General features: G+C 69.6%; 19 protein-coding genes and 1 pseudogene. 10 read left to right on the forward strand and 10 right to left on the reverse strand.

All coding sequences use genetic code 11. The features are described from left to right. Positions 1 to 34: 34 nt before the first annotated feature. Entirely contained in the window at positions 35 to 1066 is a 1032-nt protein-coding gene (locus tag ACYVO6_RS24955) for a PLL family lectin (protein WP_461064686.1), read from the forward strand. Between the two features lie 64 nt (positions 1067 to 1130). Here ACYVO6_RS24955 and ACYVO6_RS24960 read toward each other — a convergent pair. Next, a pseudogene (locus ACYVO6_RS24960) lies at positions 1131 to 1337 on the reverse strand (LCP family protein); the annotation flags it as partial. Between the two features lie 191 nt (positions 1338 to 1528). On the opposite strand from ACYVO6_RS24960, the gene ACYVO6_RS24965 reads away from it, so the two are divergent. The 3 genes from ACYVO6_RS24965 to ACYVO6_RS24975 all read left to right on the forward strand — a co-directional run bounded on the left by ACYVO6_RS24965 (position 1529) and on the right by ACYVO6_RS24975 (position 2600). Beyond that, positions 1529 to 1666, forward strand: a complete 138-nt coding sequence (locus ACYVO6_RS24965; RefSeq protein WP_461064688.1) for a hypothetical protein — start codon at positions 1529 to 1531, stop codon at positions 1664 to 1666. An 86-nt stretch (positions 1667 to 1752) separates the two neighbouring features. Beyond that, positions 1753 to 2442, forward strand: a complete 690-nt coding sequence (locus tag ACYVO6_RS24970; protein WP_461064690.1) for a hyaluronoglucosaminidase — start codon at positions 1753 to 1755, stop codon at positions 2440 to 2442. Positions 2443 to 2453: 11 nt separating this feature from the next. Then, positions 2454 to 2600, forward strand: a complete 147-nt coding sequence (locus ACYVO6_RS24975) for a hypothetical protein (protein WP_461064692.1) — start codon at positions 2454 to 2456, stop codon at positions 2598 to 2600. Between the two features lie 45 nt (positions 2601 to 2645). Here the strand turns inward: ACYVO6_RS24975 and ACYVO6_RS24980 are convergent, their stop codons facing one another. The 4 genes from ACYVO6_RS24980 to ACYVO6_RS24995 form a co-directional block, all read right to left on the reverse strand. Continuing rightward, entirely contained in the window at positions 2646 to 4775 is a 2130-nt protein-coding gene (locus tag ACYVO6_RS24980; protein ID WP_461064694.1) for a 3-hydroxyacyl-CoA dehydrogenase NAD-binding domain-containing protein, read from the reverse strand. After that, a complete protein-coding gene (locus ACYVO6_RS24985) occupies positions 4772 to 5998 on the reverse strand; it encodes a thiolase family protein (RefSeq protein WP_033325831.1) in 1227 nt (408 codons plus the stop codon). Before ACYVO6_RS24985 ends, ACYVO6_RS24980 begins: the two co-directional genes overlap by 4 nt. 175 nt (positions 5999 to 6173) lie before the next feature. Beyond that, entirely contained in the window at positions 6174 to 7199 is a 1026-nt protein-coding gene (locus ACYVO6_RS24990; protein ID WP_461064696.1) for a LacI family DNA-binding transcriptional regulator, read from the reverse strand. Beyond that, positions 7196 to 9589: a glycoside hydrolase family 2 protein gene (locus ACYVO6_RS24995; RefSeq protein WP_461064698.1), complete on the reverse strand. Its 2394-nt coding sequence runs from the start codon at positions 9587 to 9589 to the stop codon at positions 7196 to 7198. The genes ACYVO6_RS24990 and ACYVO6_RS24995 overlap by 4 nt, the downstream gene beginning before the upstream one ends. 162 nt (positions 9590 to 9751) lie before the next feature. Here ACYVO6_RS24995 and ACYVO6_RS25000 point away from each other — a divergent pair, with 162 nt between their 5' ends. From ACYVO6_RS25000 to ACYVO6_RS25010, 3 genes are read left to right on the forward strand one after another with little or no spacing between them, the layout of a single operon-like run. Continuing rightward, a complete protein-coding gene (locus ACYVO6_RS25000) occupies positions 9752 to 11080 on the forward strand; it encodes an ABC transporter substrate-binding protein (protein ID WP_461064700.1) in 1329 nt (442 codons plus the stop codon). Continuing rightward, positions 11080 to 12024 carry a carbohydrate ABC transporter permease gene (locus tag ACYVO6_RS25005; RefSeq protein WP_461064702.1) on the forward strand — a complete coding sequence of 315 codons (945 nt, stop codon included), beginning with the start codon at positions 11080 to 11082 and terminating at the stop codon, positions 12022 to 12024. The genes ACYVO6_RS25000 and ACYVO6_RS25005 overlap by 1 nt, the downstream gene beginning before the upstream one ends. Beyond that, positions 12021 to 12851: a carbohydrate ABC transporter permease gene (locus ACYVO6_RS25010; RefSeq protein ID WP_461064704.1), complete on the forward strand. Its 831-nt coding sequence runs from the start codon at positions 12021 to 12023 to the stop codon at positions 12849 to 12851. Before ACYVO6_RS25005 ends, ACYVO6_RS25010 begins: the two co-directional genes overlap by 4 nt. On the opposite strand, the gene ACYVO6_RS25015 is transcribed toward ACYVO6_RS25010, so the two are convergent. Both ACYVO6_RS25015 and ACYVO6_RS25020 read right to left on the reverse strand, forming a co-directional pair. Further along, positions 12829 to 14121: a ribonuclease D gene (locus tag ACYVO6_RS25015; RefSeq protein ID WP_461064706.1), complete on the reverse strand. Its 1293-nt coding sequence runs from the start codon at positions 14119 to 14121 to the stop codon at positions 12829 to 12831. The two genes, ACYVO6_RS25010 and ACYVO6_RS25015, sit on opposite strands and share 23 nt — an antisense overlap. A 119-nt stretch (positions 14122 to 14240) precedes the next feature. Further along, positions 14241 to 14843 carry a TetR/AcrR family transcriptional regulator gene (locus ACYVO6_RS25020; protein WP_461064708.1) on the reverse strand — a complete coding sequence of 201 codons (603 nt, stop codon included), beginning with the start codon at positions 14841 to 14843 and terminating at the stop codon, positions 14241 to 14243. A gap of 182 nt (positions 14844 to 15025) precedes the next feature. Here ACYVO6_RS25020 and ACYVO6_RS25025 point away from each other — a divergent pair, with 182 nt between their 5' ends. Further along, positions 15026 to 16045, forward strand: a complete 1020-nt coding sequence (locus tag ACYVO6_RS25025) for an aldo/keto reductase (RefSeq protein WP_461064710.1) — start codon at positions 15026 to 15028, stop codon at positions 16043 to 16045. Positions 16046 to 16137: 92 nt separating this feature from the next. On the opposite strand, the gene ACYVO6_RS25030 is transcribed toward ACYVO6_RS25025, so the two are convergent. Beyond that, the gene (locus tag ACYVO6_RS25030) at positions 16138 to 16803 is read right to left on the reverse strand and encodes a helix-turn-helix transcriptional regulator (protein WP_461064712.1); all 666 of its coding nucleotides are present in this window, start codon (positions 16801 to 16803) and stop codon (positions 16138 to 16140) included. A 241-nt stretch (positions 16804 to 17044) separates the two neighbouring features. Beyond that, the gene (locus ACYVO6_RS25035) at positions 17045 to 17722 is read right to left on the reverse strand and encodes a DUF3000 domain-containing protein (RefSeq protein ID WP_461064714.1); all 678 of its coding nucleotides are present in this window, start codon (positions 17720 to 17722) and stop codon (positions 17045 to 17047) included. A gap of 160 nt (positions 17723 to 17882) precedes the next feature. Here ACYVO6_RS25035 and hemE point away from each other — a divergent pair, with 160 nt between their 5' ends. Next, complete coding sequence (hemE, locus tag ACYVO6_RS25040; protein ID WP_461064716.1) at positions 17883 to 18953, forward strand: uroporphyrinogen decarboxylase; 1071 nt, start codon at positions 17883 to 17885, stop codon at positions 18951 to 18953. 255 nt (positions 18954 to 19208) lie between these two features. Here the strand turns inward: hemE and ACYVO6_RS25045 are convergent, their stop codons facing one another. Continuing rightward, positions 19209 to 20045 (reverse strand): rhomboid family intramembrane serine protease, encoded by an 837-nt coding sequence (locus tag ACYVO6_RS25045; RefSeq protein ID WP_461064718.1) that lies wholly within the window; start codon positions 20043 to 20045, stop codon positions 19209 to 19211. Between the two features lie 113 nt (positions 20046 to 20158). On the opposite strand from ACYVO6_RS25045, the gene ACYVO6_RS25050 reads away from it, so the two are divergent. Then, a complete protein-coding gene (locus tag ACYVO6_RS25050) occupies positions 20159 to 20491 on the forward strand; it encodes a hypothetical protein (protein ID WP_461064720.1) in 333 nt (110 codons plus the stop codon). Positions 20492 to 20591 lie beyond the last annotated feature (100 nt).

The raw sequence follows: 20591 nt of genomic DNA on the forward strand, positions 1-20591 counted from the left end.
TCCTGGTGGGCCCGACTACAGTGGGGGAGTGTCAATGGTCCGTACTGTGAACGGCGCCTGGTTCATACGCGGCCGGGACGGCCGGCTCAGCGCCTACGCTCCGCGGGACGAGGCGGTGTGGTGCTGGGCTCAGCGAACCCCGGGCGGTTCGTGGATCGCGCCCCGTACGGTGGGCGGCGACCAGCGTCTGCATCCCGTGCTCGCCGTGGGTCAGGGAACCGACGGTTACGCCCACTTGGTGGCCTGGCGTCCCACCGGCCCGCAGGAGGCGGGACTCGTCCACACCACGCACTTCCGCCCGCATCTCGCGGCGCTCGACTGGAACCGGCTCGGGCACCCCAACAAGGCGGGTGCGCAGACCGGCGTTCCGGCCGTCGCGGTCGACGCGGAGGGCCGCGCCCATGTCTTCGTGCCCAACGCGGGGGGCGGCGTCAGCATGCGCGGCCAGAAGGAACGCGGCGGCTGGGGCCCGTGGCGCGATCTGAAGGGCCGTGAGGTGGAGGGCGAACTGGCCGCCGTCACACGGGTGTCGGGCCGCGTCGAGCTGTACGCGACCTCGCCGGAAGGGATCCTGCGCTGGACGCAGGCCGGGTCAGGCCACATACCCGCGCTCGACGACGAGCCGCTGAAGGCGGCGGCCCGGCCTGGCACGCTGTGCGCCCTCGCCACCTCCGATGAGCACGTGACCGTCTTCTTCACGGACGAGTCGGACACCCTGTGCGCCTGGCGCCCCGGCGCCGAGCCCGCCGCGCTCCTGCCCTGCGCCGGCCCCGGGCCCGTCTCCGCCATCCGCTTCACGCTCGACGGAGTCGACTGCACCCTCCTCGCCCAACGCTCCAGAAGCGGCCGGGTCGCCTTCGCCGCCTACCCGACCGAGCAGGAGTCCGCGGGCGCCTGGTGGACGGAGTCGGGCCCCCAACTCCCCCCGGACACCCAGGTATCGCTGAGCAAGGACCACCAGGGCCGGCTCGTGGCGGCCACGCTCCAGCGGGGCACCGGGGAGCTGCTGATGAGCCGCAGGAAGGACGAGCCGGGTCTGGCACTGGCGGCCTGGCAGAAGGTCTGAAGGGCAATCAGGAATCCGAACCGTCAGGAATCTGAACGAAGCCCCCGTCAAGAAATCCGAACCGTCAGGAAGCCGACGAACTCCCGCTGGTCGCCGGGGACTTCTTCGCCGACTCGGGGATTTCCAGATCGCTGCGGATCGCCTTCCACAAAGTCGTGGCCTGCGGCTCCGCGGCAACCACGCGGTTGGGGTCGGTCCTGTCGTACGCCACCGGCAGCATGATCGTCTCCATGGTGCCGGGGTCCACGCCGTTCACGCTGCGTCCGAACCTCGATCCGCGGGAGCCCGGCCCGGCTCCGGCGCGGGCCACGGCGGCACCGGCCCCGTCGCCGCCCTGTGGGCCCCCGAACGCGGCGCCCGCGAGGCCTGCTTGGCCCACCGCGGCAACCGGGGCCGCCTGGTCGTCTCGCTCCCGACCGCGACAAGAACGCCTCCGGCACCCACTGGCACGAGTCCGGCGACATGCTCACCCACGCCCCGGCGATGGCGTACGACGCGGCGGGCGCCGTGACGGTCGCGGTCATCGGCACGGACGGCGGGCTGCGGGTGCGCCGTCGGCTGTCACCGGCGGTGGGCAGTCCGCTCGGGCCGTGGCGGTGAGGGTGGCCTGCGGGCGTCCAGTACGCGATGATCAGCCGCGTACGTCCAGCATCGGACGTACATTCGATACGAACAGGGGAGGACGCATGCCACTGGCACGCAGATTGTTCTTGGGGGGCTTCACGGCGGGGGCGGTGACCGTCGCCGCCGGCGGTACGGAAGCGGTGGCGATCGGCGAGTACACGGACTACACGGCGCCGGCCAACTTCCTCAGCACCTCGACGACGGCCCACACCGTCACCATCAACCAGAAGGCGACGTCGGGGGAGGCGGTGGCACTGAACGTGACCTCGGCCAACCCGGACACCTCGGCCATGTACCTGAGCGGCAAGGAGACCGGCCGGGGGACGCTGAAGATCTCCCACAACGGGTACGCCGACGGCTCCGACGCGAACGCCTCCGCCCTGTCGATCGACCTCAAGGCCAGCGGTACCGCCGCTCAGGGCATCTACCTGACCGCGACCGACGGCCCGACCAAGGGCGCCCTGCTGGTCCTGCGCAACAACGACGGCCTGGACGACTTCGTGGTCAAGGGCACCGGCCGGACCGGTATTGGCATCGCCCGTGGCGCCACGCCGCAGTCGCAGCTCCACGTGGTCCAGTCGGCCGGCGCCCCGTCCGCCCTGCTCGCCGAGGGCGCGGTGCGGCTCGCGGACGTCGAGTCGGCGCCGATCAACGCGCCCGCCTCGGCCGGCGGCGGCTCCCTCTACGCCCAGAACGGCGCCCTGTACTGGAAGGGCGGCAACGGCACCGTCACCCAGGTCGCACCGACGTAAAGGGCGTTGAGATGCAACTGACCCCCGAAGAACTCGTCGCCGAGTTCCACGACGCCGTCATGGAGCTGTACTTCGCCCGCAAACGCATCGCCGTCCTGGAGGCGGAGAACGCCGAGCTGAGGGCCAGGGTGGAAGCCGCGGTACAGACCGACGCATGACTGAGGGCCTCCGCCGTGGCGGAGGCCCTCAGTCGCGTCAAGCGGTTACGCCGGGACGCTCGCGACCCCCGCCTCCAGGAACTTCTTGCCGTTCACGCGCTCGGAGACGCCCTCGCGGTCCAGGTACGGCGTGATGCCGCCCAGGTGGAAGGGCCAGCCGGCGCCTGTGATCAGGCACAGGTCGATGTCCTGGGCCTCGGCGACGACGCCCTCGTCGAGCATGATGCCGATCTCCTGGGCGACCGCGTCCAGGACGCGGGCACGGACCTGGTCCTCCGTCAGAACCGTGTCGCCCTGCTTCAGCAGCGCGGCGACCTCCGGGTCCAGCTCCGGCTTCCCGGAGTCGTACACGTAGAAGCCGCGCTTGCCCGCCTCGACGACCGCCTTGAGGTTCGGGGAGACCGTGAAGCGGTCCGGGAACGCCTTGTTGAGGGTCTCCGAGACGTGCAGACCGATCGCCGGGCCGACCAACTCCAGGAGGACCAGGGGAGACATCGGCAGGCCCAGGGGCTCGACCGCCTTCTCCGCCGTCTCGACGGGCGTGCCCTCGTCGATGACGTTCTGGATCTCGCCCATGAAGCGGGTGAGGATGCGGTTCACGACGAACGCCGGGGCGTCCTTCACCAGGACCGCGGTCTTCTTCAGCTTCTTGGCGACGGCGAAGGCCGTGGCCAGCGAGGCGTCGTCGGTCTGCTCGCCGCGCACGATCTCCAGGAGCGGCAGGACGGCGACCGGGTTGAAGAAGTGGAAGCCCACGACCCGCTCGGGGTTCTTGAGCTTCGACGCCATCTCCGACACGGACAGGGACGAGGTGTTGGTGGCGAGGATCGCGTGCGCCGGGGCGACCGCCTCGACCTCCGCGAACACCTGCTGCTTGACGCCGATCTCCTCGAAGACGGCCTCGATGACGAAGTCCGCGTCCGAGAAGCCCTCGGCCTTGTCCAGGACACCGGTGACCAGGGCCTTCAGCCGGTTGGCCTTGTCCTGGTTGATACGGCCCTTGCCCAGCAGCTTGTCGATCTCGGCGTGGACGTAACCGACACCCTTGTCGACGCGCTCCTGGTCGATGTCGGTCAGCACGACCGGCACCTCCAGGCGGCGCAGGAACAGCAGGGCGAGCTGGCTGGCCATCAGACCGGCGCCGACCACGCCCACCTTGGTGACCGGACGTGCCAGGTTCTTGTCCGGGGCGCCCGCCGGGCGCTTGGCGCGCTTCTGGACGAGGTTGAACGCGTAGATCCCGGCGCGCAGTTCGCCACCCATGATCAGGTCGGCGAGGGCCACGTCCTCGGCGTCGTAGCCCTGCTGGAGGTCGCCGTTCTTGGCCGCGGCGATGATGTCCAGCGCGCGGTACGCGGCCGGGGCCGCCCCGTGCACCTTGCTGTCCGCGATGAAGCGGCCCTTGGCGACGGCCTGGTCCCAGGCCTCACCGCGGTCGATCACCGGGCGGTCCACGACGATCTCGCCCTTGAGGACGGACGCCGTCCAGATCAGCGACTGCTCCAGGAAGTCCGCGCCCTCGAAGATCGCGTCCGCGATGCCGAGTTCGTAGACCTGCTGGCCCTTGAGCTGCTTGTTCTGGTTGAGCGAGTTCTCGATGATCACCGAGACGGCCTTGTCGGCGCCGATGAGGTTCGGCAGCAGCGTGCAGCCGCCCCAGCCGGGGACCAGGCCGAGGAAGACCTCGGGGAGGGAGAAGGCCGCGATGGCCTTCGAGACGGTCCGGTACTTGCAGTGCAGGCCGACCTCGACGCCGCCGCCCATCGCCGCGCCGTTGTAGTACGCGAAGGTCGGCACCGCGAGGGCCGCGAGGCGCTTGAAGACCTCGTGGCCGCCCTTGCCGATGGCCAGCGCGTCCTCGTGCTTCTTGAGCAGCTCGACGCCCTTGAGGTCGGCACCGACCGCGAAGATGAACGGCTTGCCCGTGATGCCGACACCGACGATCTCGCCGGCCGCGGCCTCCTTCTCGACCTGGTCGATGGCGGTGCTGAGGTTCGCCAGGGACTGCGGGCCGAAGGTGGTCGGCTTGGTGTGGTCGAGGCCGTTGTCGAGCGTGATGAGCGCGAACCGGCCTGCGCCCGCGGGCAGGTCGAAGTGGCGTACGTGTGCCTGGGTGACGACCTCGTCCGGGAACAGCTCGGCCGCACCCTTCAACAGCTCAGTGGTGGTGCTCACTTGTCGCCTCCGGCGTTCTCGAAGTGCGGGTTCTCCCAGATGACCGTCGCGCCCATGCCGAAGCCGACGCACATGGTGGTCAGGCCGTAGCGGACCTCCGGCTGCTCCTCGAACTGGCGGGCCAGCTGCGTCATCAGACGGACGCCGGAGGAGGCCAGCGGGTGGCCGTAGGCGATGGCGCCGCCGTACTGGTTGACGCGCGCGTCGTCGTCCGCGATGCCGTAGTGGTCCAGGAAGGCCAGGACCTGGACGGCGAACGCCTCGTTGATCTCGAAGAGGTTGATGTCCTCGATCGACAGGCCCGCCTTGGCGAGGGCCTTCTCGGTCGCCGGGATCGGGCCGTAACCCATCACCTCGGGCTCGACACCCGCGAAGGCGTACGAGACCAGGCGCATCTTCACCGGCAGGTTGTTCTCGCGCGCGAAGTCCTCGGACGCGATGATCGAGGCGGTGGCGCCGTCGTTCAGACCGGCCGCGTTACCGGCCGTGACCCGGCCGTGGACGCGGAACGGCGTCTTCAGACCGGCCAGGTTCTCCAGCGTGGTCCCCGGCCGCATCGGCTCGTCGGCGGTGACCAGGCCCCAGCCCGTCTCACCCGCCTCCTCATTGGTACGGCGTACGGAGATCGGCACCAGGTCGGCCTGGATCTTGCCGTTGGCGTACGCCTTCGCCGCCTTCTCCTGCGAGCGCACGGCGTACTCGTCGGCGCGCTGCTTGGTGATGTGCGGGTAGCGGTCGTGCAGGTTCTCCGCGGTCATGCCCATGAACAGGGCGGACTCGTCGACCAGCTTCTCGCTCACGAACCGCGGGTTCGGGTCCACGCCCTCGCCCATAGGGTGGCGGCCCATGTGCTCGACACCACCGGCGATGACGGCGTCGTACGCACCGAAGGCGATGGAGCCGGCGGTGGTTGTGACGGCCGTGAGCGCACCGGCGCACATGCGGTCGATGGAGTAGCCGGGCACGGACTGCGGCAGCCCGGCGAGGATGCCGGCGGTGCGGCCGATGGTCAGGCCCTGGTCGCCGATCTGCGTGGTCGCGGCGATGGCGACCTCGTCGACCTTCTTCGGGTCGAGACCCGGGTTGCGGCGCAGCAGCTCCCGGATCGCCTTCACGACGAGATCGTCGGCGCGGGTCTCGTGGTAGATGCCCTTCGGGCCCGCCTTGCCGAACGGGGTACGGACGCCGTCGACGAAGACGACATCCCTGACGGTACGAGGCACGATGGCTCTCCTCCAGATGCGGGGTAGGCACTGCTGCGCGGCACACACGCCTGAGCGCGCGCTCACTCCCATGCTACTTACGGGTAACCATGCTGCCCAGTCCCGACGCCGGGAGCGGCGAAGGTCACACGAGTTTTTACTCCGTTACGGTGCCCGCGCCCCCTCCGTACGGCGCTCACCGAGGGGGCGCGGTGGACCCCCGCGGTGTCAGTACCGGCGTCGGAACGGGATGCGACCCCGGCCCCTCCCCGGTGATCACCCCGAACAACGTCCGTGCCACATCCGCCCCGAACCCCTGCACGTCATGACTCATCGCGGACAAGGTCGGGTGCGTCAACCGGCACAGCTGGGAGTCGTCCCACGCCAGCAACGACACGTCCCCGGGCACGCTCAACCCCATCTCGGCGGCCACCGACAACCCCGCCACCGCCATGATGTCGTTGTCGTACACGATCGCCGTAGGCCGGTCCGGGGGCGCGGCGCTCAGCAGCGACCGAGTCGCCCGCGCCCCCGCCTCCCCCGAGAAGTCGGTGGCGACCTGCTGGGCCCCGGCGAGCTGGAGGACCCGTACCGCTTCGTCGAACGCGGCCGTACGGATCGACGTGTGCCCGAGCGCCGCCGCGCCGCCCACGCGGGCGACACGCCGATGCCCGAGCGCCGCGAGATAGCGCACGGCTTCCGTCACGGCCGTGGCGTCGTCGGTCCACACAGAGGTGAGGCTGCCGGTCAGGGACGGATGCCCGACGGCCACGACCGGCAGTCCGAGGCGCTCCGTCGCGGGCACGCGCGGATCATCCGCGCGGAAGTCGACGAGGATCGATCCGCTGACTTGCTTCCCCCTCCACCACGCGTCCTGCAGCCCCACCTCCTCCTCCACGCTCCGGACGAGCCGCAGCAGCAGTGAACAGGAGTGCTCCGTCAGAACGCTCTCCACGCCGGAGATGAACTCCATGTAGAACGGTTCGAGCCCGAGCAGCTGCGCGGGCCGGCAGATGGCGAGCCCGACCACGTCGACGCGCGAGCTGGACAGCGACCGGGCCGTGAGGTTCGGCACCCAGCCCAGCTCCCGCGCCGCCTCGAAGATCCGGTCCCGCGTCGCCTCGGACAGCCCCGGCTTGTGGTTGAAGGCGAGCGACACGGCCCCCTTGGAGACACCGGCGCGCGCGGCGACGTCCTTGATGGTGACGCGGGAAGTGGTCATCGGGTGGGCTCCATGCAGTACAGCGCAGCTCGTGCGGCGCCGGCATCGGGAGTCTCCCAGCCGCGCACCGCGAGGGTCACCTGTTCACCGGGCAGCAGCGTGACCAGCCCTCGGTCGGCCGCGGCGGTGGGCGCCAGCCGGTCGGCCTGGAGCAGCAGATCCCGTACGAGCGTGTGGGCCGTGACGGTCACCTCGCCCGGCGCGACGGTCACATCGAACCGGGGCTGCGGATACGGGACTTCGCGGTCCGGCACGGGAAAGTGCAGCGCCCGCAGCCCGTCCGCATCCGTGTCCGCCACGAGGAACTCCTTCGGGCCGACGGGTCCCAGGTCCCTGGGTACGCGCATGAGGGCGACGCTTCGCGCCTCGGCCGCGAGCTCCGCGCTCGTCTCGGCCACGACGCCTCCCTCGACGGACATCCGACGCAGCGTCAGCGACGAGGACCACGAGTCGGCGGACTGGTTGACGGCGGCCACCACCAGTTCTCCGTCCCGGAGTTGAAGCGTGAGCAGCCGGTCCGCGTACAGCCGCTTCAGCTCGTGGTACAGCGGTTTCTCCCGGCCGTCGCCGTCGATCGCCGCCCAAGAGGTCACTGGCCAGCAGTCGTTGAGCTGCCAGACGATCGTGCCCGCGCACACCGGCCAGTGCGAGCGCCAGTGCTCGATCCCGGCGGCCACGGCCCGCGCCTGGTTGACCTGGGTGAGGTAGTGCCAGCGGTCGAAGTCCCGCTCGGAGAAGCCTCCTTCGGGCATCGCGAAGTGATGCGCGAGCCCGCGCGCCAGCTTCCCGTTCCCGTCGTCCGCCTTCTGGTGGTGCAGCATGCCGGGGGAGTCGGGGGCGAGCCGCTCACCCGGCAGCGCGCGCCGCAGCGTGGCGTACACGGGCGGTGCCTGCCAGCCGAACTCGGCCACGAAACGCGGGACTTCGGAGCGGTACGCGGCGTAGTCGAGGCGGTTCCACACCTCCCAGGAGTGGTGTGTGCCGTGCGCCGGGTCGTTCGGGTGGTGGTCCCAGGAACCCGACCAGGGGCTGCCCGCCGTATACGGCCGCGTCGGGTCCAACTCGGCCACCACGCGAGGCAGTACGCCCAGGTAGTAGCCCTCGCCCCAGGAGTCCCCGGCCAGTCGCGGCTCCCACTCCCAGTCGCGGAAGCCCCACAGGTTCTCGTTGTTGCCGTTCCACAGCACGAGCGAGGGATGCGGCATCAGCCGGACGACGTTCTCGCGGGCCTCGGCCTCCACCTCGCCGCGCAGAGGCTGTTCCTCGGGGTAGGCGGCGCAGGCGAAGGGGAAGTCCTGCCACACCATCAGCCCCAGCTCGTCGCAGGCCTCGTAGAAGTCCTCGCTCTCGTAGATCCCCCCGCCCCAGATGCGTACGAGATCCACGCCGGCCTCGGCCGCCTGGGTGAGCCGGGTGCGGTAGCGCTCGCGGGTGATCCGGGACGGGAAGACGTCGTCCGGGATCCAGTTGACGCCTCGAGCGAAGAGGCGTTCGTCGTTGACGACGAAGGTGAAGCCGGAGCCGTGCGCGTCGGGGCTCCGGTCCAACTCGAGGGTTCGGAAGCCGATGCGGCGGCGCCAGGTGTCGAGCGGGCCTGCCTCGCTGTGCAGCTCCAACTCCAGTTCGTACAGCTGCTGTTCGCCGTAGCCGCGCGGCCACCACAGCGCGGGGTCCGGGACTTCGAGGCGTACGACCCCACTGGTGCCGTCGATCTCTGCAGACGCCCGTGCGCCGCCGACCCGGGCCGTCACGGAGAGCGCCGCCTCGATCCTGGTCCGCTCGACATCGACGTACAACTCGACGCGTCCCAGGCCCTCTTTGACCGTCACAAGCGGCCTTACGCGGGCGATACGGGCCGTCGACCACCGCTCAAGGCGCACCGGCTTCCAGATGCCGGCCGTCACCAGCGTCGGCCCCCAGTCCCAGCCGAAGGAGCAGGCCATCTTGCGGATGTACTGGAAGGGCTCGGGATACGCGTTCGGCCGCTCGCCGAGCCGCTCCCGCACCGCCTCGGCCTCGGCGTACGCGGAGGTGAAGCGCACAGAGAGCGGGCCTTGGAGACCCGTGACGTCGAAGCGGTGCGAGCGGTGCATGTTCCGTACCCGGCCGAGGAGTTGGCCTGCCACCCGGATCTCGGCGGCGGTGTCCAGTCCGTCGAAGACGAGGTCGGTCTGCTCATGCTCGCCGGGGGACGCATCGAGTGTCGTCTCGTACGTCCAGTCGCGCCGCCCCACCCACGCCACCTCGGTCTCGACCTGGCTCAGGAACGGGTCCGGGATGACCCCGGCGGCCAGCAGGTCCGTGTGCACACAGCCCGGTACCGCCGCGGGGAAGGCGGCCCCGTCATGGCGAAGTGTCCAGCCCTCGGAGAGCGGTGTGGCGTCCAGCATGCGCGTACTCCCTAAACCGATATAGGCCAGTGTGCGACGGGCCCGCGAAACATTTTGGCATCGTTGGCGGAATTGGGACTTTACCGGTTCAGTAACCACTGTCAGAGTGCGGAACCAGCCAACCGACTCGTGCTCATCCGTCCCTGAACGGAGCTGGTGCAGATGAACCGCCGCACGACCCACCGCACGACACTCGCCGGAACGCTTCTCGCCGCCGTGCTGCTGGCCGCGGGCTGCACCGGAAGCGGAGGCGCGTCGCAGGGCGAGGACGCCAAGGCCGCCGACGACCCCGACAAGGTCTCCGGCACGATCAAGGTCCTCACCCACCGGACGGACCTCGTGCAGGACGGCACGATGAAGGAGTACGCCGCCGAGTTCAACAAGACCTATCCGAAGGTCAAGGTGGAGTTCGAGGCCCTCACCGACTACGAGGGCGAGGTCAAGATCCGTATGAACACGGAGAACTACGGCGACGTGCTGATGATCCCCGGCGTGATCAAGAAGAACGACTACCCCAAGTTCTTCGCCTCGCTGGGCACGGTGGCCGAGCGCAGCAAGAAGTACCTCTTCACCGACTTCACCACGGTCGACGACAAGGTCTACGGGCAGTCTCCGATGGGCGCGGTCCCCGGGTTCGTCTACAACAAGCGGGTCTGGGAGGAGGCCGGGATCACCGACTGGCCCACCACGCCCGCCGAGTTCATCGCCGACCTCAAGGCCGTCAAGTCGAAGACCGACGCGGTCCCGTACTACACGAACTTCAAGGACATGTGGCCGCTGACCCAGTGGACATACATCAACGGCTCGCCGAGTTGCGACGAGCAGGCGACCACGCGGCTCGCGGAGGGCAATCCCTGGGCGGAGGGCGCCGATCTGCGGGTGGGTGACACGCTGCTGCACGACATCGTGCGCGAAGGGCTGATCGAGAAAGATCCGACGACCACCAACTGGGAAGGTTCCAAGCCCAAGTTGGCGAAGGGCGAGATCGCCACGATGTGGCTCGGCTCCTGGGCGATCACCCAGTTCCAGGCGGCGGCGAAGCAGGCCGGCAGCAACCCCGACGACATCGGCTTCATGCCCTTCCCGGCCCAGGTGGACGGAAAGTTCTGCGCGACCATGTCGCCCGACTACAACCAGGCCGTCAACATCAACTCCGACCACAAGGAGGCGGCCCGCGCCTGGATCGACTGGTTCACCGACAAGTCCGGCTACGCGGACGACAATCTGGCCCTCTCGCCGGTCAAGGGCGCCCCGCTGCCCGACGTACTGAAGCCGTTCGAGGACGCGGGCGTGCAGCTCATGGAGCTCGACGACGCCAAGGGCGCGCAGGTCAAGGAGATCGACAACCAGTCGGAGGTCGGCATCTACAAGCCCGACTACCGCCAGGACCTCGTCGACCTCGCACGCGGCGCCAAGGACGGCAGCCTCGACGGCTTCCTGGACGATCTCGGCAAGCGCTGGAACGAGGCGGCGAAGACCGCGGGGTCGTGATGACGGACACCACCGAGAAGGTGGCGCGGCCGAAGCCGGCCGCGCCACCCGCCCTCAAGTCCGCGGCCCCGCGCAAGGTCCGCCTGTGGCGGGGCCTCACGCCCTGGCTCTTCCTGGCCGCCCCGCTGGTCCTGCTGATCACCTTCACCTACGCGCCGGTCGCCAACATGGTCGCGTACAGCTTCACCGACTGGGACGGTGTCAGCCCCGAACTCAGCTACACGGGCGCCGACAACTACGTCGAACTCTTCACCCGCCCCGAGCTGTTCGAGGTCTTCTTCGTCAGCGGCTACTACCTCGCCGCCTCGGTGGTCCAGATCGCTGCCGCGCTCTACTTCGCGACGATCCTGAGCTTCAACGTCCGCTTCCGGAACTTCTTCAAGGGCGTGCTCTTCTTCCCGTATCTGATCAACGGGGTCGCGATCGGCTTCGTCTTCCTCTACTTCTTCCAGGACGGCGGCACCCTGGACTCGGTGCTGCGCCTGTTCGGCGTCGAGTCCGACAAGGCCTGGCTGGGCACGTCCACGTCCGCGAACGTCTCGCTGGCCGGGGTCTCCGTCTGGCGCTACATGGGCCTGAACTTCGTGCTCTTCCTCGGCGCGATCCAGTCCATCCCGGGGGAGTTGTACGAGGCGGCCGAGCTGGACGGCGCGAATCGCTGGCAGCAGTTCCGGTACATCATCGCGCCCGGCATACGGCCCGTACTGAGCCTGAGCGTGATCCTCTCGATCTCCGGCTCGCTCGCGGTCTTCGAGATCCCGTACATCATGACCGGCGGCGCGACCGGCACGGAGACCTTTGTGATCCAGACGGTGAAGCTGGCCTTCCAGTTCAACAAGACGGGGCTCGCCTCGGCGGCGGCGGTCGTGCTGCTGCTGATCATCCTGGCGGTGACGTGGGTGCAGCGGCGCCTCGTCCCGGACGAGAAGGTGGATCTCGTATGACCCGTGGTGGTGTCGCTCGCACGCTCACGTATCTGTCCCTGGTCGCTGCCAGTGTCGTCGTCCTGCTGCCGCTCCTCGTGGTCTTCCTGACCTCCCTCAAGTCCTCGGACGAGATGGCGAACGACAGTGGCGCGCTCCAACTGCCCGACAACCCGCTGAACTTCGAGAACTATGTGACGGCCTTTCAGGACGGCCGAATGCTCGCGGCGTTCGGGAACACCGCGTTCATCCTGCTCTTCGCCATCACCGGCACGGTCATCATCGGCTCGATGGCGGCGTACGCGATCGACCGCTTCACCTTCCGCTTCCGGAAGCTGGTGGTGGCGCTCTTCCTGGTCGCCACACTCGTCCCCGGGGTGACGACCCAGGTCGCGACCTTCCAGATCGTCGACAGCTTTGGCATGTTCGACACCCGCTGGGCGCCGATCGCCCTCTACATGGGCACCGACATCGTCTCGATCTACATCTTCCTGCAGTTCGTCCGCTCGATCCCGGTCTCCCTGGACGAATCGGCACGACTGGACGGCGCGAACGCCTTCACCATCTACCGAAAGATCATCTTCCCGCTGCTGAAGCCCGCGATCGCGACGGTGGTGATCGTCAAGGGGATCACGGTCTACAACGACTTCTACATCCCGTTCCTGTACATGCCGTCCGAAGAGCTTGGCGTGATCTCGACGTCGCTGTTCCGCTTCAAGGGACCGTTCGGAGCGCATTGGGAGAACATCTCGGCCGGTGCGGTCCTCGTCATTCTCCCGACGCTCGTCGTCTTCCTGTTCCTTCAGCGGTACATCTACAACGGCTTCACTCGCGGGGCGACGAAGTGAGCGCCGGCAGCAGGACCGGGGTGACCTGCTCGACCTGCCACGGCCGCGCCCCGTACCCGACGAGCGCGGCCGCGACGGACTCGGCGTCCACTTCGGCAGGCGGCTCCCAGCACACGCGGCGCACCGTGTCCGGGGTGATCAGGTTCTCCTGAGGCATGGCCAGGGCCTCCGCGAGCGCCGACACCGCCGTACGCGCGGCGGTCAGCCGGGCCGCGGCCACCGGGTCCTTCTCGGCCCAGGCACGCGGCGGCGGGGGGCCGGTCACCGGCTGCCCTGGCTGCGGCAATTCGTGGTCCGGCAGCGCCTTCGCGCGGTCCACGGCCGACTGCCACTGCTCCAGCTGACGCCGGCCCATGCGGTGCCCGAAGCCGTTCAGCGCGGCGAGCGCCTGCACATTGACCGGCAGGGAGAGGGCGGCCTCGACGATCGCCGCGTCGCCGAGCACCTTGCCCGGCGAGATGTCGCGGCGTCGCGCGACCTTGTCCCGGGCCTGCCACAACTCCCGTACGACCGCCATCTGCCGCCGTCGGCGCACCTTGTGCATTCCGGACGTACGCCGCCACGGATCCCTGCGCGGCTCGGGCGCGGGCGCCGAGGCGATCGCGTCGAACTCCTGCTGGGCCCACTCCAGCTTGCCCTGCCGGTCGAGCTCCTTCTCCAGCGCGTCCCTGAGGTCCACGAGCAGCTCCACATCGAGCGCGGCATAACGCAGCCACGGCTCGGGCAGCGGACGCGTCGACCAGTCGACCGCGGAGTGCCCCTTCTCGAGTACGAAGCCCAGGACGCCCTCGACCATCGCGCCGAGGCCGACGCGCGGGAACCCGGCGAGCCGGCCGGCCAGCTCGGTGTCGAAGAGGCGGCTGGGGACCATGCCTATTTCGCGCAGACACGGCAGATCCTGCGTGGCGGCGTGCAGCACCCACTCCACCCCGGCCAGCGCCTCGCCGAGACCCGACAGATCGGGACACGCGATGGGGTCGATGAGCGCGCTGCCCGCACCCTCGCGGCGCAACTGCACGAGGTAGGCCCGCTGACCGTACCGGTAACCGGAAGCCCGCTCGGCGTCGACGGCGACGGGACCGCTGCCCGCGGCGAACGCGGCGATCATCTCCGCGAGCGACGCCTCGTCGGCGATCACGGGCGGAATCCCGTCCCGGGGCTCCAGCAACGGAATCGGCACCTCTGCTTCAGAGGATCCGCCGTCGTCCGGAGGGGCGCCTCCGGTGGTTCGCAGTGAACTGTCTGCTGCGGTCTCTTGGGCGTCGGTCACGTGTCAAGGGTATCTGTACGGGCCATCGCCTGACCCGCACTGTCGATCGACGCATGGTCTGACCGGCCAAAACCGGTCTCGGTGCTGCTCATGGGTTTCCGGTACTTGTGCCTGGCATGTCAGTGCGGTCGGCGCAGTCCCGCGATGAGGAGCTCGACCAGTCGGCGTGCGTCGTAGCGGGGATCGCTGTCCGCGCCGATGCAGAGGTTCCCGACGCCGCGCATGAGCTCGTAGGCCTCCAGGTCGGAGTGGATCTCGCCGACGTCGGCCGCGGCTTCGAGCAGCTGGGTGCAGACGGGCACGAGGCGGTCGAGGAAGTAGGTGTGCAGCGCCTCGAAGCCGGCGTTGTCGGACTTCAGCACGGCGGCGAGTCCGTGCTTGGTGACCAGGAAATCGACGAAGAGGTTGATCCACTGGCCCAGTGCGGCGTGCGGACTCGCACTGGTCGCAAGCAGGGCCGGACCGGCCTCGGCGCAGGCGTCTACCTGGTGCCGGTAGACGGCGATGATGAGATCCGCCCGCGTCGGGAAGTGCCGGTAGATCGTGCCGAGGCCGACACCGGCCTTGGCCGCGATGTCGCGTACGGGTGCCTCCACCCCTGACGTGACGAAGACCGAGGCGGCCGCGTCGAGCAGAGCCTCCTTGTTGCGCCGGGCGTCCTTCCGCTGGGACGGGGTTTTGGACGGGGCTGCGCGCCCCGCGCCCTCGTCGCTGTCGTTCACCGCGCTGCTCCCTCCACTGCCGGGTCACTGCCGCGCTTGCCAAGCGGAACAGTGTTCCGTATCGTTTCCCATCGTTCCGGAACATCGTTCCGTTTGCTCATGATGCCAGAGCAGGGTCCGGCAACCAAGCCGTGCACTGCCACCAGGCTCCACCCGTCATTCCGTAACGGAGGAACACGGTCATGCAGTACCGCACCTTGGGCCGCACCGGTGTGCAGGTCAGCTCCCTCGCGCTCGGCGCGATGAACTTCGGCAAGATCGGCCGCACCACCCAGGACGAGGCCACCGCCCTCGTCGACGCCGCCCTCGAGGGCGGGATCAACCTCATCGACACCGCCGACATGTACAGCGACGGCGAGTCGGAACAGATGGTCGGCAAGGCCATCGCCGGCCGCCGCGAGGACATCGTGCTGGCCACGAAGGCGAGCATGCCGATGGGCGACGAGCGCAACCACCGGGGCAGCTCACGCCGCTGGCTGTTCACCGCGCTGGACAACAGCCTGCGCCGCCTCGGCGTCGACCACGTCGATCTCTACCAGATCCACCGGTGGGACCCGAGCACCGGCGACGAGGAGACCCTGTCGGCCCTGACCGACCTGCAACGCGCGGGAAAGATCCGCTACTTCGGCTCCTCCACCTTCCCCGCCCACCGCATCGTGCAAGCCCAGTGGGCCGCCCGCGAGTATCACCTGAGCCGTTACGTCACCGAACAGCCCAGCTACTCCATCCTGCAGCGCGGCATCGAGACCCACGTACTGCCCGTGACCGAGGAGTACGGGCTCGGAGTGCTGGTGTGGAGCCCGCTGGCCTCGGGATGGCTGTCGGGCGCGATCCGCGAGGGCCAGGAGATCACCACCAGCCGCTCCGCGTTCATGCCGCAACGCTTCGACACCGCCATCCCCGCCAACCGGGCCCGGCTCGACGCCGTCGAGCAGCTGGCCAAGGTCGCCGACGAGGCCGGCCTGACCCTGATCCAGCTCGCACTCGGTTTCGTGACCGCGCACCCGGCCGTGACCAGCGCGCTCATCGGCCCCCGCACGCCGGCCCACCTGCACTCACAGCTCGCCGCCGCGGACACTGTGCTCTCCGCCGACGTACTCGACGCGATCGACGCCATCGTCACTCCCGGCACCGACCTCGCCCCGCACGAGAAGTACGACACTCCGCCCGCGCTGCTCGACCCGTCACTGCGACGCCGCTGATCGACCAAGGGGCAGCAGCGTCGGGGACATGCACGACGCCCGTCGACGGAACGTTCCGTCGACGGGCGTCTGAAGGGTGTAAAGCAGTCGGGTCAGTGGATGATGCCGGTGCGCAGGGCCACCGCCACCATGCCGGCACGGTCGCCCGTGCCGAGCTTGCGGGCGATACGGGCGAGGTGGCTCTTGACGGTCAGGGCGGACAGGCCCATCGAGACACCGATGGCCTTGTTCGACTGACCCTCCGCCACCAGCCGGAGCACCTCGACCTCGCGGCCGGACAGTTCGCGGTAGCCGCCCGGGTGGCTCGGGGAACCCGGGTGGCGGCGATGCATACGGGCGGCGGCGGCCGAACCGATGGGGGCGACGCCGGGGCGGGTGGGGAGTCCGATGTTCGTACGCGTACCGGTGACGACGTATCCCTTCACGCCGCCCGCCAGGGCGTTGCGTACGGCGCCGATGTCGTCGGCGGCGGAGAGGGCCAGGCCGTTGGGCCAGCCGGCGGCTCGGGTTTCGGAGAGGAGGGTGAGGCCGGAACCATCCGGCAGATGGACTTCCGCGACGCAGATGTCACGGGGGTTGCCGATGCGAGGACGAGCCTCCGCGACGGACGAGGCCTCGATCACATCGCGTACTCCGAGGGCCCACAGATGGCGGGTGACGGTGGAGCGCACGCGCGGGTCGGCCACGACCACCATCGCGGTGGGCTTGTTCGGGCGATAGGCGACCAGGCTTGCGGGCTGCTCGAGGAGAACGGACACCAGGCCTCCTGGGGGTGGGGGGTGCGGGACGGGGCCGGCTCTGGGGAGGGAGCCGGGGGGAACCGTGCTTTCAAGGTCACAGAGGTCTTCGGCACTAAACCCGTCTGCCTTTAGAGAATGATCACGATTTGGTGAGTAATAATTCGTGCAATTCGGACGGGCTATCGATCGCCCGAAGATCGAACGAGTTCACTCCGCTTCGTTACGCGGCTGAAAGTGGTCGTATGGATAAAGGGATTGCTCAGCGGGGCTGGGGGCCGCGGCGCTGAGGGAGGGTCACGACCGAGGGGTCACCCGGGGTGACCGGCGGCAGGCCCGCGATCTGGCACAGCAGGTCGCACCAGGCGGCGAGGTGGGAGGCCGTGTCCGGGACGCCGCCGAGGCCCTCGCGGGGGGTCCAGGAGGCGCGGATCTCGATCTGGGAGTTGGGCCGGCGTTCCGAGAGGCCGCCGAAGTAGTGGGAGCTCGCGCGGGTGACGGTGCCGCTGGGTTCGCCGTACGACAGGCCGCGGGCCTGGAGCGCGCCGGTCAGCCAGGACCAGCAGACGTCGGGGAGCAGTGGGTCGGCGGCCATCTCCGGTTCCAGTTCCGCGCGTACGAGCGTGACCAGACGGAACGATCCCTGCCAGGCCTCGTGTCCGGCGGGGTCGTGGAGGAGGATGAGCCGGCCGTCCGCCAGGTCGTCGTCGCCGTCGACGACCGCGGCCTCCAGCGCGTACGCGAACGGGGCGAGCCGCTGCGGTGGCGGGGTCGGCTCGATCTCGATCTCCGGCCGCAGCCGGGCCGTGCCGAACGCGTCGACGGCCGTGCGGAAGGGCAGCGGAGCCGCGTCCGCGCCCTTCCGCTCCCCTTCCTCGGCTTCCTTGGCGTCGTCCATCCCGCCAGTGCCGTCCGACAGTCGTCCTTGAGCCGCAGCCATGCGGGGAAGATTAAGGGGAACGACGGCTTCGCGCAGGGAGAGACACCCGTGCCTCCGGCGGTTGGGCGGGAACGGCTCGGTTTCGCTGTGTTTGTGACCGTGACGGGGTGTGGCCGTGGGCGGTACGGGGCGCCCCGTGCGGCGTGCGAGACTTTTTGGCGTGAGCGCCAACGACCGCCCCATGGGCAAGCAGCAGCCGACAGCCGCGTACGACTCCACCTTCCTCAAGGCGTGCAGGCGTGAACCCGTGCCGCATACGCCGGTGTGGTTCATGCGGCAGGCCGGGCGTTCGCTGCCCGAGTACCGCAAGGTGCGCGAGGGCATCCCCATGCTCGAGTCGTGCATGCGGCCCGAGCTGGTCGCGGAGATCACGCTGCAGCCGGTGCGCAGGCACAACGTGGACGCGGCGATCTACTTCAGCGACATCGTCGTCCCCCTCAAGGCCATCGGCGTCGACCTCGACATCAAGCCGGGCGTCGGCCCGGTCGTCGAGAAGCCGATCCGCTCCCGCGCGGACCTCGCGCAGCTGCGCGACCTGACGCCCGAGGACGTCGCGTACGTCACCGAGGCCATCGGTCTGCTCACCGCCGAGCTCGGCGAGACCCCGCTCATCGGCTTCGCCGGCGCCCCGTTCACGCTCGCCAGCTACCTCGTGGAGGGCGGCCCGTCCCGCAACCACGAGCACACCAAGGCCCTCATGTACGGCGATCCGCAGCTGTGGGCCGAACTCCTCGACCGGCTCGCGGAGATCACGGCCGCCTTCCTGAAGGTGCAGATCGAGGCGGGCGCCTCGGCCGTGCAGCTCTTCGACTCGTGGGTCGGCGCCCTGGCACCGGCCGACTACCGGCGCTCCGTCATGCCCGCCTCCACGAAGGTCTTCGAGGCTGTGCGGTCGTACGGGGTTCCGCGCATCCACTTCGGGGTCGGCACCGGTGAACTGCTGGGCCTGCTGGGCGAGGCCGGCGCGGACGTCGTCGGCGTCGACTGGCGCGTCCCGCTCGACGAGGCCGCGCGCCGCGTCGGCCCGGGCAAGGCGCTCCAGGGCAACCTCGACCCGGCGGTCCTCTTCTCCACCACCGAGGCCGTCGAGACCAAGACGCAGGAGATCCTCGACGCCGCCGCGGGCCTGGAGGGCCACATCTTCAACCTCGGCCACGGCGTCCTGCCGAGCACGGACCCGGACGCGCTGACCCGGCTCACGGAGTACGTCCACACGCGGACTGTCGGCTAAGCGACCCCGGGGAAGTTCAGGCACGCCCCCACGCCGCCCGGCACGCGCCCCCACTGCCTTAAGGGCGTGGGAGGTGCCCCCACTCGCCGCACCGGCCAAAGGCCCAAGTAGCTCCTCCCCCAGTCTCAACTTCGTTCGACCGGGGGCACCCCCATCGAGGGCCTTCGTCCGGCACTCCCCCAGCCTTCGGCCGGGGGGACCCCCAGAGCACGCACCGAACGACGCGGGAACGCACCCGCACTTCCCCGGACCCGCTTAGTACCGCCGGTTCCAAGTCTGTCCCGGCCGCGCCCGCCTGCCGAACAGCAGGCCACGCGGCTCCGGTGGCGGTGGGGTGCCCGGGCGCAGGGGCCAGGCGAGGAGCATGCCTGCCACGAAGCCGACGACATGGGCGACGTATGCGACGGTGCCGGCCTCGGAGACGCCGACGCCGGACGAGTACACCGCCTGGAGGCCGAACCAGAAGCCCAGTACCAGCCAGGCGGGCAGCCGCAGCGGCAGGAAGATCAGGAACGGTACGAGGACCCAGACCCGGGCCTTCGGATAGAGGACCAGGTACGCGCCCAGGACACCGGCGATCGCACCGGACGCGCCGATCAGCGGGTCGCCGGAGGTGGCGTTGACGAGGGCGAAGGCGTACGCCGCCGCGTAGCCGCAGGCCACGTAGAACAGCAGGTAGCGCACGTGGCCGAGGCGGTCCTCGATGTTGTTTCCGAAGATCAGCAGGAAGAGCATGTTGCCGAGCAGATGCAGCCAGCTGCCGTGCAGGAACATCGCGGTGAACACCGACAGCGGGGGCGACTTGTCGTAGTCGGGCGGGCCCACCACACAGCCCGGTCCCTGTGGGCCCATGGCCACGTCGCCGGTGGGCACGACGGCCGGCGTCCGGTCGTGGATCATCTCGCGCGGCACCGCTGCCCACTGGTCCAGGAACGCCTGCAGCTGGCACAGCTGCGTGAGACTGCTCTCGCCGACCAGCGAGGCGGCCACGCCCGGCGTGGCCAGGAAGACAAGGACGTTGGCACCGATCAGCGCGTACGTCACGAACGGTGTGCGGCGAGCCGGGTTCACATCATGGACGGGGATGACCACAAGGAACTTCTGCCCGCGACCGGGCCGCTCTGAACGGGTCTGAACGGGAGCGCGGGCGTCTGCGTATGTTTCGGCAACCGCCGTGATCCCAGCAACACGTGAGGAACAGGTCAATGAACGACCGAGTCACTCCGCCGATGATCGCCACGCCGGACGGCGAGGCGGAAGTAGCCCTCGTGCTCAGACTGTCGTGGGAGGACGTGGCCGCGCTCGGCCAGGAAGCCGGTCGGCTCGCCGCCAGCATGCAGCGCCCCGTGACCCTCGACGAGGCGGCCAGCCACCGGCTGCGCAGCCGCCAGCCCGGCTCGCACGCGCGGCCCCAGTCGGCGCCGCAGCCTCCGCAGGTGTCGCCGGTCTCGTCGTTGCCGCGGTCGCCTGGCGAGCAGGCTCGGCAGGCCATAGAGAAGATCAACGGAACCACCCCTGGAGCGGCTCAGGGTGCCTGAGACGTCGTCGGGGCTCCGGAGCCCTGACTCCCCCAGGCGTCTTCGGTGCCCTGGGCCGTGAGCGCGTGCGCGTGGCCGGCGCGGAGGGCCACGCGTACGC

The organism is Streptomyces pseudoechinosporeus, assembly GCF_054783935.1.

Excerpts from the sequence above, each read along its gene's own strand:
- ACYVO6_RS25035 (WP_461064714.1), bottom strand. The coding sequence starts at position 17,722 with ATGGCTGCGGCTCAAGGACGACTGTCGGACGGCACTGGCGGGATGGAC.
- ACYVO6_RS25025 (WP_461064710.1), top strand. The coding sequence starts at position 15,026 with ATGCAGTACCGCACCTTGGGCCGCACCGGTGTGCAGGTCAGCTCCCTC.
- ACYVO6_RS24955 (WP_461064686.1), top strand. The coding sequence starts at position 35 with ATGGTCCGTACTGTGAACGGCGCCTGGTTCATACGCGGCCGGGACGGC.
- ACYVO6_RS24965 (WP_461064688.1), top strand. The coding sequence starts at position 1,529 with ATGCTCACCCACGCCCCGGCGATGGCGTACGACGCGGCGGGCGCCGTG.
- ACYVO6_RS25005 (WP_461064702.1), top strand. The coding sequence starts at position 11,080 with ATGACGGACACCACCGAGAAGGTGGCGCGGCCGAAGCCGGCCGCGCCA.
- ACYVO6_RS24990 (WP_461064696.1), bottom strand. The coding sequence starts at position 7,199 with ATGACCACTTCCCGCGTCACCATCAAGGACGTCGCCGCGCGCGCCGGT.
- ACYVO6_RS25010 (WP_461064704.1), top strand. The coding sequence starts at position 12,021 with ATGACCCGTGGTGGTGTCGCTCGCACGCTCACGTATCTGTCCCTGGTC.
- ACYVO6_RS24995 (WP_461064698.1), bottom strand. The coding sequence starts at position 9,589 with ATGCTGGACGCCACACCGCTCTCCGAGGGCTGGACACTTCGCCATGAC.
- ACYVO6_RS25050 (WP_461064720.1), top strand. The coding sequence starts at position 20,159 with ATGAACGACCGAGTCACTCCGCCGATGATCGCCACGCCGGACGGCGAG.
- ACYVO6_RS25000 (WP_461064700.1), top strand. The coding sequence starts at position 9,752 with ATGAACCGCCGCACGACCCACCGCACGACACTCGCCGGAACGCTTCTC.
- ACYVO6_RS24975 (WP_461064692.1), top strand. The coding sequence starts at position 2,454 with ATGCAACTGACCCCCGAAGAACTCGTCGCCGAGTTCCACGACGCCGTC.
- ACYVO6_RS24970 (WP_461064690.1), top strand. The coding sequence starts at position 1,753 with ATGCCACTGGCACGCAGATTGTTCTTGGGGGGCTTCACGGCGGGGGCG.